Annotated in this window: 12 protein-coding genes; 3 read left to right on the forward strand and 9 right to left on the reverse strand. The window is 61.8% G+C overall.

Going from position 1 to position 14661, the window contains the following annotated elements:
- Positions 1-148: 148 nt before the first annotated feature.
- From AC3A5O_RS04960 to AC3A5O_RS04970, 3 genes are read left to right on the forward strand one after another with little or no spacing between them, the layout of a single operon-like run.
- Positions 149-2353 (forward strand): FUSC family protein, encoded by a 2205-nt coding sequence (locus AC3A5O_RS04960; protein ID WP_487752905.1) that lies wholly within the window; start codon positions 149-151, stop codon positions 2351-2353.
- A complete protein-coding gene (locus AC3A5O_RS04965) occupies positions 2343-2543 on the forward strand; it encodes a DUF1656 domain-containing protein (RefSeq protein WP_003205331.1) in 201 nt (66 codons plus the stop codon). The genes AC3A5O_RS04960 and AC3A5O_RS04965 overlap by 11 nt, the downstream gene beginning before the upstream one ends.
- Positions 2544-2553: 10 nt before the next feature.
- Positions 2554-3417: an efflux RND transporter periplasmic adaptor subunit gene (locus tag AC3A5O_RS04970; RefSeq protein WP_305482205.1), complete on the forward strand. Its 864-nt coding sequence runs from the start codon at positions 2554-2556 to the stop codon at positions 3415-3417.
- A 192-nt stretch (positions 3418-3609) separates the two neighbouring features.
- On the opposite strand, the gene AC3A5O_RS04975 is transcribed toward AC3A5O_RS04970, so the two are convergent.
- From AC3A5O_RS04975 to algG, 9 genes are all read right to left on the reverse strand, one after another.
- On the reverse strand, positions 3610-4434 hold the full coding sequence (locus AC3A5O_RS04975; RefSeq protein ID WP_487752906.1) for an SDR family oxidoreductase: 825 nt from the start codon (positions 4432-4434) through the stop codon (positions 3610-3612).
- Between the two features lie 38 nt (positions 4435-4472).
- Complete coding sequence (locus tag AC3A5O_RS04980) at positions 4473-4937, reverse strand: multidrug transporter (RefSeq protein WP_122566546.1); 465 nt, start codon at positions 4935-4937, stop codon at positions 4473-4475.
- A gap of 182 nt (positions 4938-5119) precedes the next feature.
- The gene (locus AC3A5O_RS04985) at positions 5120-6571 is read right to left on the reverse strand and encodes a mannose-1-phosphate guanylyltransferase/mannose-6-phosphate isomerase (RefSeq protein WP_122566545.1); all 1452 of its coding nucleotides are present in this window, start codon (positions 6569-6571) and stop codon (positions 5120-5122) included.
- A 217-nt stretch (positions 6572-6788) separates the two neighbouring features.
- Complete coding sequence (locus AC3A5O_RS04990; RefSeq protein WP_122566544.1) at positions 6789-7454, reverse strand: alginate O-acetyltransferase AlgF; 666 nt, start codon at positions 7452-7454, stop codon at positions 6789-6791.
- A gap of 14 nt (positions 7455-7468) precedes the next feature.
- Positions 7469-8644, reverse strand: a complete 1176-nt coding sequence (locus tag AC3A5O_RS04995) for an alginate O-acetyltransferase (RefSeq protein ID WP_487752907.1) — start codon at positions 8642-8644, stop codon at positions 7469-7471.
- A gap of 11 nt (positions 8645-8655) precedes the next feature.
- Entirely contained in the window at positions 8656-10221 is a 1566-nt protein-coding gene (locus AC3A5O_RS05000) for an MBOAT family O-acyltransferase (protein WP_122566542.1), read from the reverse strand.
- A gap of 219 nt (positions 10222-10440) precedes the next feature.
- The gene (locus tag AC3A5O_RS05005; RefSeq protein WP_122566541.1) at positions 10441-11577 is read right to left on the reverse strand and encodes a mannuronate-specific alginate lyase; all 1137 of its coding nucleotides are present in this window, start codon (positions 11575-11577) and stop codon (positions 10441-10443) included.
- 11 nt (positions 11578-11588) lie between these two features.
- The gene (locus AC3A5O_RS05010; protein WP_122566540.1) at positions 11589-13040 is read right to left on the reverse strand and encodes an alginate O-acetyltransferase; all 1452 of its coding nucleotides are present in this window, start codon (positions 13038-13040) and stop codon (positions 11589-11591) included.
- Between the two features lie 11 nt (positions 13041-13051).
- A complete protein-coding gene (gene algG, locus AC3A5O_RS05015; RefSeq protein ID WP_305468349.1) occupies positions 13052-14641 on the reverse strand; it encodes a mannuronan 5-epimerase AlgG in 1590 nt (529 codons plus the stop codon).
- Between the last annotated feature and the right edge of the window lie 20 nt (positions 14642-14661).

Consider the following 14661-nt stretch of genomic DNA (forward strand, 5'->3'; position numbering starts at 1 on the left):
ATGCCCCGTGGCGAGGGGAGCTTGCTGTGGGAGCAAAGCTTGCTCGCGACCGGGGCGACTCGATTTCTGGAAGACCACATTGCCCTCGTCGCGGGCAAGCCTTGCTCCCACAGCAAGCTCCCTCGCCACGATGCTGAGTCGTTCTATTGTGATGTCTTTGTTCGCCTTCGCACGCTGGCTCCATCGCCTCGAATGGCGCCGAGGTTTCTTCGACTGGGCCCGCAGCGACGGGGTGACCTGGGTCTACATCTTCAAGGTGCTGTTCGCCGCGTTCCTGACCTTGTGGCTGGCGATGCGCTTGGAGTTGCCACAACCGCGCACGGCCATGATCACCGTGTTCATCGTCATGCAGCCCCAGAGCGGGCAGGTGTTCGCCAAGAGTTTTTATCGTTTGCTCGGCACCTTGGCCGGCTCGGCGGTGATGGTGGCGTTGATCGCCTTGTTTGCCCAGAACACCGAGCCGTTTCTCGCTTGCCTGGCGATCTGGGTTGGTCTCTGTTCGGCGGGGGCGGCGCGCTATCGCAACTTCCGCGCTTATGGTTTCGTGCTGGCCGGCTACACCGCGGCGATGATCGGCCTGCCGGCCCTGGCCCATCCGGAAGGCGCATTCATGGCGGCGGTCTGGCGGGTGCTGGAGATTTCCCTGGGGATTCTCTGCGCCACCCTGATCAGCGCCGCGATCCTGCCGCAAACCGCCAGTGCCGCCATGCGAAACGCCTTGTACCAGCGCTTTGGGGTATTTGCCCTGTTCGTCACCGATGGCCTGCGTGGGCGCAGCCAGCGGGAGGCCTTCGAAGCGCGCAATGTGGGTTTCATTGCCGAGGCGGTGGGCCTGGAAAGCCTGCGCAGCGTGACCGTGTTCGAAGACCCGCACATGCGTCGGCGCAACGGCCGGCTCAGTCGCTTGAACAGCGAGTTCATGGGCATCACCACCCGTTTCAACGCCTTGCACCAGTTGCTCGAGCGCTTGCGCGGCAGCGCGGCGGATCATGTGGTCAACGCCATCAAGCCTGGTTTGCAAACCCTGGCCGAACTGCTCGACGGGTTCAGTGGCCGCGCCCTGACCGACGCCGATGCGGCCCGTCTGGCGGCGGTGCTGGCCGAGTACAAAGCCGACTTGCCAGCCCAGGTGCGCCGGCTGCGGGCGTCGTTCCAGGAAACGGCGCCCACTGACGGACAGCAGTTGGATTTCCATACCGCCTACGAGTTGCTTTATCGCTTCGTCGAAGACCTGCACGGCTACGCCCAGACCCACGCTTCCCTGGCCGAGCATCGCCACGAACGCGAGCGCTGGGATGAACCGTTCGTACCACAGACCAACTGGCTGGCCGCCACGGCATCGGGGGTTCGCGCCGCCTTCATCCTGTTGGTGCTGGGCAGCTACTGGGTCGCCACGGCCTGGCCGAGCGGCGCGACCATGACGATGATCGCCGCCGCCACCGTGGGCTTGTCGGCCGCGACGCCGAACCCTAAGCGCATGGCCTTCCAGATGGCCTGCGGCACGTTGTTCGGGGCGTTGATCGGCTTCGTCGAGATGTTCTTCATTTTCCCGTTGATCGACGGTTTCGCGCTGCTGTGTGTGATGCTCGCGCCGGTGATCATGCTGGGTTCATTCCTCAGCTCGCGACCCCAATACGCCGGGGTTGGGCTGGGGCTGCTGATCTTTTTCTGCACCGGCTCGGTGCCGGACAACCTGACGCTCTACAACCCCTACGCCTTCATCAACGACTACATCGCGATGATCCTCGGCATGCTGGTGTGCGCCGCGGCCGGGGCGATCATCCTGCCGCCCAACAGCCGCTGGTTGTGGCGCCGGCTGGAACAGGACCTGCGCGAGCAAGTGGTGTTCGCCATCAGTGGCAAGCTCAAGGGCTTGGCCTCGGGTTTCGAAAGCCGTACCCGCGACTTGCTGCATCAGGCCTACGGGTTGGCGGCGGGGCAGCCGCGGGTGCAACGGGACTTGCTGCGCTGGATGTTCGTGGTGCTGGAAGTCGGTCACGCGATTATCGAATTGCGCAAGGAACAGGCAATCTTGCCGGTGCATCCTGCGTATGCCGAAAGCCAGTCATGGCGCCAGGCGATTCGGGTGATGGGGCGGGCGCTGGTGCGGCTGTTCCGCCAACCGAGCCCGAGCAATCTTGAGCGTGCGCTGGTGGCGGTGGACCACGCCATCGGCCGCGTGCAGGCCACCGACGAACCCTTCGCCCCGCATTTCGACACCTCGGCCCTGCGTCGGGTGAAAAGCTACCTGCATTTCATCCGCACCTCGCTACTGGACCCGCAATCGCCCTTGGCCGGCTATGCCATGCCCCATGCCACACCGCTTTCCCAGGAACCTGAACATGCCCCGTGAGATCGCCTTCCATGGCGTGTACATGCCCACCATGACCCTGATGTTTTTCATCGCCGCCGGCCTGGCCTGGGCCTTGGACCGCTTCCTGTCGGGGTTGGACCTGTACCGCTTCTTCTGGCACCCGGCGTTGTTGCGCCTGAGTCTGTTTACCTGTCTGTTCGGCGCGCTGGCGCTGACGGTCTACCGTTGAGATCGATGCGATGAAAAAGTTTTTCAGCCTGCTGGCGACGCTGTTGGTACTGGCCCTGGCGTTGTGGATCGGCCGTACGCTGTGGGTCCACTACATGAACACGCCGTGGACCCGCGATGGCCGGGTGCGAGCCGATATCATCAACGTGGCCGCCGATGTCAGCGGTGAGGTGGTCGAGGTGCCGGTGCGCGACAACCAATCGGTGAAAAAAGGCGACCTGCTGATGCGCATCGATCCTGAGCATTACCGCATCGCGGTCAAACAGGCTCGCTCCCTGGTGGCGTCGCGCAAGGCCACTTGGGAAATGCGCAAGGTCAACGCCCATCGCCGCGCCGACCTGGACAGCCTGGTGATCTCCCGTGAAAACCGCGACGACGCCAGCAACATCGCCGACTCGGCCCTGGCCGACTACCAGCAGGCCCAGGCACAACTGGAAGCCGCCGAGCTGAACCTGTCGCGCACCGAGGTTCGCGCGGCGGTGGATGGCTACGTCACCAACCTCAATGTGCATCGTGGCGACTATGCGCGCATCGGCGAGGCGAAGATGGCGGTGGTGGACATGAATTCGTTCTGGGTCTATGGCTTCTTCGAAGAGACCAAATTGCCCAAGGTGCGGGTCGGTGATTCGGCGCAGTTGCAGTTGATGAGCGGTGAGACGCTCAAGGGCCATGTGGAAAGCATTTCCCGAGGCATCTACGACCGCGACAACCCCGAAAGCCGCGAACTGATCGCCGACGTGAACCCGACCTTCAACTGGGTTCGCCTGGCCCAGCGGGTGCCGGTGCGGATTCATCTCGATGAAGTGCCGGAGGGTGTGCTGCTGGCGGCGGGGATGACCTGTACGGTGGTGCTAGAACCCCGCGGCAAGCGCTGAGCGCACTGGCTAGGGAGATTTGATACACACCACAGCCCCCGTGGGAGCGGGCATGAGTGTTGTGTTCACCCCAAGTCCCTGTGGGAGCGAGCTTGCTCGCGATAGCGGTGGGTCAGTTTGCAAGGATGTTGACTGTGCCGCCGTCATCGCGAGCAAGCTCGCTCCCACAGTTTTCGAGGTGGCCGCCATTTATCAAAGCGACCTACCCAACCCAAACCGCTTCATCAACCCCTTCTCCAGCAACCCTTTGGGCAGCCAGCCGGCCATCAAGGGCAGTGACCGGCTGCCATTGCCCAGGCGCAGCAGGCGGGGTGGCTTGGGTTGTTGAACCGCCTTGAGCAGCGCGGCGGCGAATTCGTGGGTGGGGGTCGGGTTGTCCTGGGAGGCCTTGGCCCGGGCGCGGATACCATCGCGCAAGGGCCACCAGGGCGATTGCTCGCTGATCAATTGCTCGGCTTCATGGCCGGCATTCTTGGCGAAGCTGGAGGCAATCGCGCCGGGCTGGACCTCCATCACGCGGATGCCGAACGGCGCCAGTTCCATGCGCAAGGCATCGCTCAGGGCATGCACCGCCGCCTTCGAGGCGCAATAAGCGCCGGCAAATGGCGTGACCAGCACCCCGGACACGCTGCCGATGTTCACCACCAATCCCCTGGCCCGACGCAACACCGGGAACAGCGCCCGGGTGACACCGACGATGGCGAACACGTTGGTTTCGAACTGCCGCTGCATGGCCGGCACGCCGCCGTCCAGCAGCGGGCCCATGGCGCCGTAGCCGGCATTGTTGACTAGCACATCCAGGCCGCCGTGCTGCTGGTTGATCCGCTCACCCAGTTGTTCCAGGGCCTGGTCATCGTTGACGTCCAGTTGCACGGCGGTGAACCCGGCCGCGCCGAGTGTCGCCACGTCCTCAGCCTTGCGCGCCGTGGCCCAGACCTGATAACCCGCAGCCTTGAAGGCGTCGGCGAGGGCGCGGCCAATGCCGCTGGAACATCCGGTAATCAACGCAACAGGCATGACGCGTTCCTTGGGTAAAAAAGTTGGGGGGAGGGCAATCAGTTGGAAAAACTCCCGTGCAATCGCTCGGCGCGAAACTCCAGGGTCTGCGGGCGATAACCCGGGCGCAGGGGCGGCAGCGGCAGGCAGTCTTGCCAGTCGGCGCCGGCCTGCAATTCGCCGGGACCACGGTAGCGCGGTGCGTCGTAGGGGGTGTCGGCCAGGTTGATGGTATCGCCGGGCGCATAGGCCGCGACCCGCCACTGCAGTTCGATCAGCGGCACGTCATTGGTGTTTTTTATGGTCAGCGACAGCGGCCGGTCGGCGGGGCATTGTCCGGGGGCATAGCTGATGCGCAATTCCAGGCGCTCCAACTGCCGGGTCTCGCGGTTTTCCTGCCAGAGCACCCACGCGGCGACCAGTCCCAGCCCGATGAACGCAGCCAGGGAGACCGGCAAGGCCTTGGCCGGGTAGCGCAACAGCAGGATGAGCCAGGTGATGACCAGCAAGACGCCGATAAGCATGGTGGAAACCTCCGTTACCGTAGGCACATCCTACCGAAGGCAGCGGGCAATGTTGAAGCAATGATGCCTGCCCAGCGTCCACTTGAAAAAAAAGCCCCCACCCAACCCACTGCGGATAGGGGACGCAGTGGGCTGGACGGGGGCTTCTTGTACGGCTGATCCTTACTGATCGTAGCCGATCATCATTGGGCGATGGTTTTCACCGAAACGCCGCGTTCGATCGGGGTGGAGCGACCGTAGATGTCTTCGAAACGCTCGATGTCATCTTCGCCCAGGTAGCTGCCGGACTGCACTTCGATGATTTCCAGCGGGATCTTGCCCGGGTTGCGCAGACGGTGGACCGACGCGATCGGGATGTAGGTCGACTGGTTTTCGCAGAGCAGGAACACGTTTTCGTCGCAGGTCACTTCGGCAGTGCCACTGACCACGATCCAGTGTTCGGCGCGGTGGTGGTGCATCTGCAGCGACAGGCACGCGCCCGGCTTGACCGAGATGTGCTTGACCTGGAAACGACCGCCCATGTCCACCGAGTCATAGGAACCCCACGGACGATAGACCTCGCAGTGGTTCTGGGTCTCGGTGCGGCCCTGTGCGTTGAGGGTGTTGACCATCTGCTTGACGCCTTGGACCTTGTCCTTGTGGGCGATCATCATGGCGTCCTTGGTTTCGACCACCACGATGTTGTCCAGGCCGATCACCGACACCAGCTTGCCGTTGCCGTGGATCATGCAGTTGCGGCTGTCCTGGACGACTACGTCGCCCTTGGTGACGTTGCCGTTGGCGTCCTTGGCATTGACTTCCCACAGCGACGACCAGCAGCCGACATCGCTCCAACCGGCCGACAGTGGGACCACACAGGCGCGCTGGGTCTTTTCCATCACCGCGTAGTCGATGGAGTTGTCCGGGCAGCAGGCGAAGGTGGCTTCGTCGAAGGTAATGGTGTCGGCCGTCTGCTCACTGCGCTCCAGGGTCAGCAGGCAGGTGTCGTAGATGTCCGGATCGTGCTTTTTCAGCTCTTCGAGGAAACGGCTGGCGCGGAACAGGAACATGCCGCTGTTCCAGAAGTAGCCGCCGGCCTCGACGAACTCGGTGGCACGCTTGACGTCGGGTTTTTCGACGAAGTGCGAGACGCGGCTCACGCCTTCGGGCAGCAGTGCATCGTTGGTCGACTTGATGTAGCCATAGCCGGTTTCCGGTTTGGTGGCCGGTACGCCGAACAGCACCATCTCGCCACGCTCGGCGGCCACGGTGGCCAGGGCCAGGGCGCGTTGCAGGGCTTTCTGGTCTTCCAGCACGTGGTCGGCCGGCAGCACCAGCATCAGCTCGTCGCGGCCTTCGTTGACCAGCATCATCGCGGTCAGCGCCACGGCCGGCGCGGTGTTGCGCCCGAACGGTTCCATCAGGATGCGCTGGGCTTCGAGCTTACGGTTGGTCAACTGCTCGTTGACGATGAAGCGGTGGTCTTTGTTGCAGACCACGATCGGCGTGTCCATGCCTTCGAACACCAGGCGCTCGAGGGTCTGCTGGAACAGGGTGTGTTCACCGGTCAGGGCCAGGAACTGTTTAGGGAATTGCTTGCGCGAAAGCGGCCAAAGACGTGAGCCACTACCACCTGACAAGATCACCGGAATCATGTTTGTTACTCCTTGAAGCGAAATGGTTGTTAGAGCTACTGCGTTCTGTCGTTTCACTCTCTTGTTGTTGTTCCGTACCCGAATGACGCCTGTGTCCAGTGTGGGAGCGAGCTTGCTCGCGAAAGTGGTGCTTCAGCCAACATCAATGTTGAATGTGAGACCGTATTCGCGAGCAAGCCCGCTCCCACAGGGGTACAGCGTCAATCAGGTGAATTCATCAGCGGGTCGACACAGGGCGTTTCACCCACACTGGCGACAGGCTGCTGCCAGAACCGGTGACGTACAGCACGGCCGCTTCGCCGCGCTCCAGGGCCACGGGCTTGAGGTCGCCGACTTTCTTGTCGCCTTCGAACAGGGCCAGGGACACTTTCACCGGGTTGATCTCACGTTCGCCACGGCCCTTGGCGGCCACGTTAGGCACCACTTCGGTCTTGCCGTCGGCGGTCTTGAGGGTCAGTGCCTTGTCGCTGAGGTTCTGGACGCGGACCAGGGACTTCTGCTTGTTCTTGAACGGTGGTTCTTCGATCAGTTGAGGCTGGCCGGCGGCGTTGTTGACCAGGGTGTAATAGTGATCGGAGGCCAGTTTCACCGGCACAGTCTGGCTGCCGACCTTGGCGCTGTAGTCGCCACCGGGCATGAAGCTGAAGTCGCTGCTGGCCAGGGGGGCTACGTCGCTGATGTTGGTGCTGCCGACGGTGGCGCTGACTTCGGCGTTGGCGGCGTTATAGACCCGCACGAAGCTCGAGCCTTTTGGCGCGACCGGGCCGTACAGGGCCGAGTCACCGGCAAAGGCGGACAGGGAAAGGGCGCTCATGCTGGCGACGAGGGCAACGGCCTTGAAGGAGCGAGCAGCGAGACGGCGAGGAGTAGTGTTGAAAGTCATGGTGGACCTCTCTTTCAGTTTTGCGCCCGGTCGGGCGTCTCGGATGGGGTGTTGGCGACGACATTCTGTTGGCGAGCGCCGGCTTGCTTGAGCTCTGCGACCCACTGTGGGTCGGCGTCGCCGATTTCGTTGTTCACGGGCAGATAGCGTTCAGGGAACTCCCAGATCAGCACCTGTGGCGGGCTGTTCTTGAAGGCATCGCTCTTGAGGTAGCTGAGCATTGGCAGAATCGGGCCGTGGCCGTCTTCGGCGTAGTTCACGACGTCGCTGTGCAGGGCTTGCTTGAGTGCACCGACGAAGTTCCAGTTAGGGTTGGCGCTGTAGCTGGTGCCGATCAGGGCCACGGGCACCTGGGCATCGGCGAACAGCGCGTCGTCGCCGGCCGGCTGGTCGTCGGCTTCGCGAGTGTTGCGCTTGACCAGCGGCTCCTGGGCTGGCATCAGGTTTTCGAACAGCGGATCCAGCGGCAGGAACTGGCGCAGGTCGCCCTTGTGGGTGATTTTTTCCGCAGGTTCGGTGACGAAGCGCTGCGGCTCACCGTTGAGCGGCGTGCGTTCGGCAATGGCCTTGGCCAGGTTCTCGGCAGCGACCTGGGCACCTTCCGGGGTCCAGTGGGTGTCGGTGCGCAGGAACACTTGCTGGCCGCTTTGCTTGGCCTGTTGCATCGGGCCGAGCAGGTCGGGCGCGAGGATCTTGTCGGCCGCCACGCGAGCATGGAAATCCTGGTAGAGGTTGGTGTGAATGCTCGATGGCTTCACTTCGCCCAGGTGCTCGGGGTACAGCCGCGCCTTGGCCGGCACGATCGCCATGACCAAGGTGATGCCTTGTTCCTTGAGCTTCTGGCGCACGCCTTCGACCAGGGCGTAGTTACCTTGCAGGTTCAGCTCTTCGTTGACGATCGGGTTGAACTCTTCGTCGCTGTACAGCCACTGGTCGCGGCCCAGGACCACGCCTTTGCGGCCCTCGTTGAACAGCTTGTAGTCCAGCGCGGCCCAGATGTTGGTGCCCAGGCGCTTGATCGGGAACTCTTCATCGTAGTGCGTTTCCACGGCCTTGGCCCAGCGCCCGTTGAGCACGGTCGCGTCGGGGTTGGTGCTGAAGCCTAGGAAGCTGCGCATCGACCAGATACCCAGCGCTGTCAGGATCAGCATGAACAGTGCGATGTAAAAGATGCGTAATGAGCGGGTCATGTTCAGATCCCTCAGAACTGGAAGTAAAGGAACGGCGAGAAGCTTTGCGCCGAGAGTTTGAGAATCGAGGCGATGAACAGCAGCAGCACCAGGGTGCGCATCACGTAGCGTGACCAGTCCACGGTCCAGTAGGCCGGTTGCACCTGGGCTTCGACGCCAACGGTGTAGCCAGGTTCATGAATGTTCGTCGGATTTTCGCCCGGCGCGGCTTTGATCAGACCCGGTTGTGCAGTGGCCGGACCATCGGCCTCGGTAGTCACTTCAGGCTTGGTCTTGACTGGCGGACGGTTGGTGTAGAAGTCCCGCAGGCCGAAGAAGGCGAGGGTGGCGTAGGCTACCGCCAGCGTGGCGATCTGCAGGCCGGTGAGGTTGGCGCGGGTCAGTTCCGACAGCGACCAGTCGCCGAAGCTGAACATGGCGCTGTACATGCGACCGGCCACGTGCAGGTTCTCGGCGCGGAAAATCACCCAGCCCATCACCACCAGCAGGAAGGTCAGTGCCCAGCGGATCGGGTTGATGCTGCGTGGGTTGGTGTCGATACCCACCGCTTTTTCGATGGCCAGCCACATGCCGTGCCAGGCACCCCAGATCACGTAGGTGATGTTCGCGCCGTGCCACAGACCACCGAGCAGCATGGTCAGGAACAGATTGCGATAGGTCATCAGCGTGCCTTTGCGGTTACCGCCCAGGGTGATGTAGAGGTAGTCACGCAGCCAGGTCGACAAGCTGATGTGCCAGCGGCGCCAGAACTCGGTGATCGACTGGCTGATGTAGGGCTGCTTGAAGTTTTCCATGAAACGGAAACCCATCATCAGGCCCAGGCCGATGGCCATGTCGCTGTAGCCGGAGAAGTCGAAGTACAGCTGCGCGGTGTAGGCCAGGGCGCCGAGCCAGGCATCGCCCGTGGTCGGGTTCTGCAAGGCGAAGCAATGGTCGGCTACCACCGCCAGGGTGTCGGCGATGAACACTTTCTTGATGAAACCCTGCATGAAGCGGGTGCAGCCTTCGGAGAATTTGTCCAGCGTGTGGGTGCGGTTGTTGAACTGGTCGGCCAGGTCGCGGAAACGCAACACGGGGCCTGCGATCAGGTGCGGGAAAATGGCCACGAACGCTGCGAAGTCGATCAGGTTGCGGGTCGCCGGGGTGTCACCGCGATAGACGTCGATGATGTAGCTGATGGACTCGAAGATGTAGAACGAAATCCCGATCGGCAACAGCACGTGGGTCAGGATGAACGGGTTGAGACCGAAGCCGGTGATGATGGCGTTGAGGCTGTCCACGCCGAAGTTGGCGTACTTGAAATAGCCCAGGATGGCCAAGTCCACGCCCACGCCGAGCAACAGCCAGCGCTGGGCCGGTTTGGTGCGCACACCGGCGGCCCCGACTTTCAGGCCGATCCAGTAGTTCCACAGGGTCACGCCGGCGAACAGCGCGAGGAAGTCCACCCGCCACCAGGCATAGAACACGTAGCTGGCGATGAGCAGCAGCAGGTTGCGATAGCGTTGCCCGCTCAAGTAGTACAAGCCGAGAAAGATCGGCAGGAACAGGAACAGGAACACGTTGGATGAAAATACCATCCCGATCTCTCCATGTTGAATCAACAGTCAAGGGCCAGAGCCCCCCCAAACCCCCCCGTGAAAACCGGGGGGCTATTGCATTCGAAACAGACCACATTCCCTGTGGGAGCGAGCTTGCTCGCGATGACGGAGTGTCAGTCGACATCCATGGTGAATGTCAGACCGCAATCGCGAGCAAGCTCGCTCCCACAGGTTTCCTGCCAGGCAGGAGATGTGGTGTCAGCTTCCTTTTTCGCCTTTCTCCCGCGACGGGTCATACACCCGGGTCAAGTCCCCGCCGAGGCGGAAGGTCTTGAAGGGTTGCATTTCATGCTTGCGCTCCAGCACATCCTCGGAGCAGGTGTAGAGGCTGCAGAACGGTTCGAGCCAGGCGAATTTCGAATCGACCTTGAGGTCCTTCATGTCCTGCTCGTCGCCATTTTTCTCTTCGAAGATCTCCGGGTCTTTCACCCCGGCCAGCACCCGGTCACCCAGTCGCTTGAGGGCACCGTTGTTTTCCTGGCGCAGGTCCACACCGTTGACCTGGGCGAAACTGGCGATCATCGCCAGTGGCGGCAGGGCGTAGTTGTGGTAGGACAGGGCGCGTTGCTTGCGCTTGAGTTCGTTGGGCAGGAAACCGTCGGCATCGACCTGGTTGACGCCGACCTTGTATTCCTTGACGGCCCAGTCGAACAGGTCGCGGCGGTTGGTTGCCACGGAGGTGGCCATTACCGACCAGGCGGCCCAGTAGGAATGGTTGTTGGTCTTGTCCAGCGGCAGGTTGTCCCAGTCGCTGACCACTTGATCGGCCATGCGGCTGAACCAGCCTTCGATCAGTTGCGCCTGTTCCGGGTGATTGGCCAATGGACGGGATTCGGAGAACTTCAAGCGCACATAGGCCGAAGCCATGCTGCCCAGCGCCCATTTGCGCATGGATTTGCCGGTGTGGTTGAAGTCCTTGGACATCAGCGCATCGGCCTGGGCCCAGGCGGTCAGCCAGTTCAGCGTGCATTCCAGTTGCTCGGGGCGGCCGTCACGCATGAACTGCATGACTTGCTTGCTGACGCCACGCTCGATCTTGGTGATGTCGGCGGTGCTGTCACGGAACGCCTTTTCCGATTGTACGTTCAATGTCGCGCGGGCCTTGTCGGAGCCCTCGTACTTACTGCGAAATTGCAGGGAGCCGGTGTAGGGGGTCGGCGTGGCGTCGCAACCTTTGGCGGCGTCGCCGGTCTTGACCTTTTCGATCGGTGCGAAGTAGCCCTGGGGCGGGCGCAGCGGGGCCGCCGCCTGCGTGGCCCCGGCGAACAGCGCCAGGGTCAGCAGGGAGGGCGCCAGCAGCGTTTTCAACGTTCGGGTGCGCGTGGTACTGGTCATGAGACGAGACCTCATTGTCCGATTTGAGCCGTTTGTTGCCCGGCTTGCGGAGATGCGTTGCGTTTGCAGACTTTCGCTTCGATTTGCAGCGGCTCTTTACCGGCTTCAGGACCCTGGACTTCAACGGCTAGCAGGTTTTGCGAAGCCCAGTCCTCGTCGGTGCGCAATTGGAAGGCGAAACGTCCGTCGGTGTCGGAGGTATCCGGTTTTTCGATCTTGATATCCTCGTGGCGCCCATTCATGTACCAGAGGGTGGCTTGCAAGGTTTTCACCGACGTGTCGGTGAAGCGGATGTCGACCTGGTGACTGCCATTACGCAGATCCATGTTCTTGGTATTGACCATCAATTCGTTCTTGCCCGGCTTGAGCGCGGTCTTGCTGCTCATGAGTGCCGGCTTGCCTTCGCAACCGTTGTTGTCCAGCAGCGCCATCATCTGGCGGTAGATGGTTTCCTGGTCCAGGCGATACAGCGGGGAGAATTCCCAGATGAGAATTTTCGGCGGGTTCTTTTGGAACTCTTCGCTGCCCAGGTACTGGATCATCGCGCCTTCCAGGCCACCGCCAGGGAAGGCGACGTTGAGGATGTCGGCGCCGATGGCTTCCTGCAGGAAACCGGCAAAGTTGTAGTTCTTGCCGCTGTGACTGGTGCCCACGAGGGTGATCTGCGGGTTGCCGGAATCGCTGAACAGGTCGCCGTCGCCGGCCTCGCCCTTGGGTTCGGTGGTGAACTGGTCCATGTACTGGATCGCATAGCTGGTGCCGCACAGTTGCCCGGCCATGTTGTGCAGGGTGCCGGTCTTGCCCATGCGGCCGGACTTCTTGGTCTCGAATTCACGCTTGGGAATGTCGGCGAAAGCCGGAATCTGCTTGACCTTCTCGGCGACGATCTTGGCCGTGCGCTGGGCGCCGTATGGGGTCCAGTGCTGGTCGCCACGGAAATAGAAATCGTGGGCCGGCAGGGTCTCGGGCAGGTTTTCGTTGGTCAGCGGCGACAGGTCCGGCACCACATAACCCATCTGGGCGAAACGGCCGAGCATGGATTTGTAGTTGGTCAGGGCCTTGTCAAAATTGAAGCTGGCCTTCTCCTGCGGATTGAGCTTGTTGCGGTTCACCAGGCCCCGGGTCGGCTGGTAGACAAGCACCAGCTCGACGCCTTTTGCCTTGAACGCATCGTGCAACTGCTGCATGCGCTTGTAGCCGGCCGGGGTGGTGTTGAATTCGGTGCGCAGGTCTTCCTGGGTCCGGAACAGCCAGTCGCCCTGAGCCTGCACCAGCGTAGTGAAGTTCTGCTGGTAGCGCGTGGTGTAGTTCTTCGCGTCATGGGCCGCCGGGCACAGGTTGCAGCACGGTTCGGCGGTGAAGCTCGGCGCCTTGATTTCATCGGCGCGTGCGCCGCTTGCAGCGGCGAGAATGCCGGCAGTCAGCGCGGACAGGCCCAGGAGTTTGATCATCTGTGGGTTCATAAAGGTCATCCTCAGTCCCGCAATTCGGTCTGGCGTTCGACAGGGTCGATCAGCACGGCTTTCTGCTGGCGCACCAGCAGGTCGAGAATTTCATCCTGGCGCTCGCCGAGGATTCCCGAGAAGCTGATGCCGCTGGATTTGGTCGGCGCGAGCATGGACACGCGGTACAGCTCAACGCTCAATGGTGAGTCGATGGACAACGGGCCACTGCCATTGGCGGCCAGTTCGCCACCGACCACGATCAGCGAGACCTGGGCGTCGAACGGGTCGAGCTTGATGTCCCGGTCGGTGTCGGACAGGTCCTTGATGTGACCGTAGAGACCGGTCAGGCCGTTGGCCATGGACACGTTTTCGTAGAGGCGGATGTTCACGCTGTTACGAATCCGGATGCCGTGGCGGCGGTTGCTGATCACTTTGTTGCCCCACAGCAGGTTGTCACCACTCTCGTAAAGCGTGATGCCGTCGGTGTGGTTCTTGTAGATCTCGTTGTAGGCGATCAGGTTGTTTACGCTGTTACGGTCGATCACCAGGCCCGAGAGTTTGTTGTCGTAGCTGCGGTTGTTGAAAATGAAGCTGTCGTTGACCTCACGGGAAATAATGATCCCGTGCTTCTTCTTGGTCCCGTAGACGGTGTTGTCGGCAATGATCAGCCGATGGGAACGGTCGTGGGGGTCGATGCCGTAGACGATGTTGTCTTTGTAGGTATTGCCCTTGACCACGAAATCGTTGGTTTCGTAGCAGTAGAAGCCGTACCACATGTCCGAGAACTCGGAACCGATGATCCAGCCGGTCGGTTCCGGGCGCTTGAGGACCTTGGCCATGTTCGGCGTGTACTGGGAAATACTCACCCCGTACGACTTACTGTTGGCGTAGCCGAAACTCGCCATCTTGGTATTGACGATGTAAGTCTCGGTGCCGCCCCAGGACAGCAGGAACGGACGGAACTCCTTGGGCGAACGGAACGTGGCGGGGCCGTTGTCCTTTTCACGCCAGCCGGTGACCTTGGTGTCGCGGATGAACATCCGGCCATCGTTGACCAGGAATGAGCCGCCCTCCTGGGACAGGCGCAATTCCTGGGTCTGCTTGTCGATTTCCAGGATGCCCTTCTGGCCGACCACGATCGGAATCTTCGCCAGGTACACACCTGGCGAAGTTTCGATGACGTACTTAGGGACTTTCTTGGCCAGGTCCTTGAGGTTCATGTAACCGTCGTCAAGGAAGACGGCCTGAGGGATGCCACGCTGGCGCACCACCCACTCGGCCATCTTGTTGTCGCCGCCGATGAAGTCCTTCAAGGCATTTTCCTGCATCATCCGGCGCACGCTGATCTTGCCGGGCTTGCTGCGCACGATCTTGGCCGCGACGGCTTCGGCGGTATAGCCTTTGAGGTCGGGCAAGGTCGGCGCGGCCAGCTCCAGCGGTGCGGTCGGCGCGCTGCTGACGGTGTAGGTCCTGGCTTGTTGCAGTTCCTTGACCACGTTGCCCGGCTTGACCACCGGTTCAACGTTGGCGAACGCCGGCGAGCCGGTCAGCAGCATCGCTGCGACCAACAGGCTGATCGAACCTTTCATCGCCTGGCTGTTCCTGAGGTAGCGGTTCATATCGGGCACTCCCATGGCCA

This window comes from Pseudomonas sp. Soil_N_39 (genome assembly GCF_057655955.1).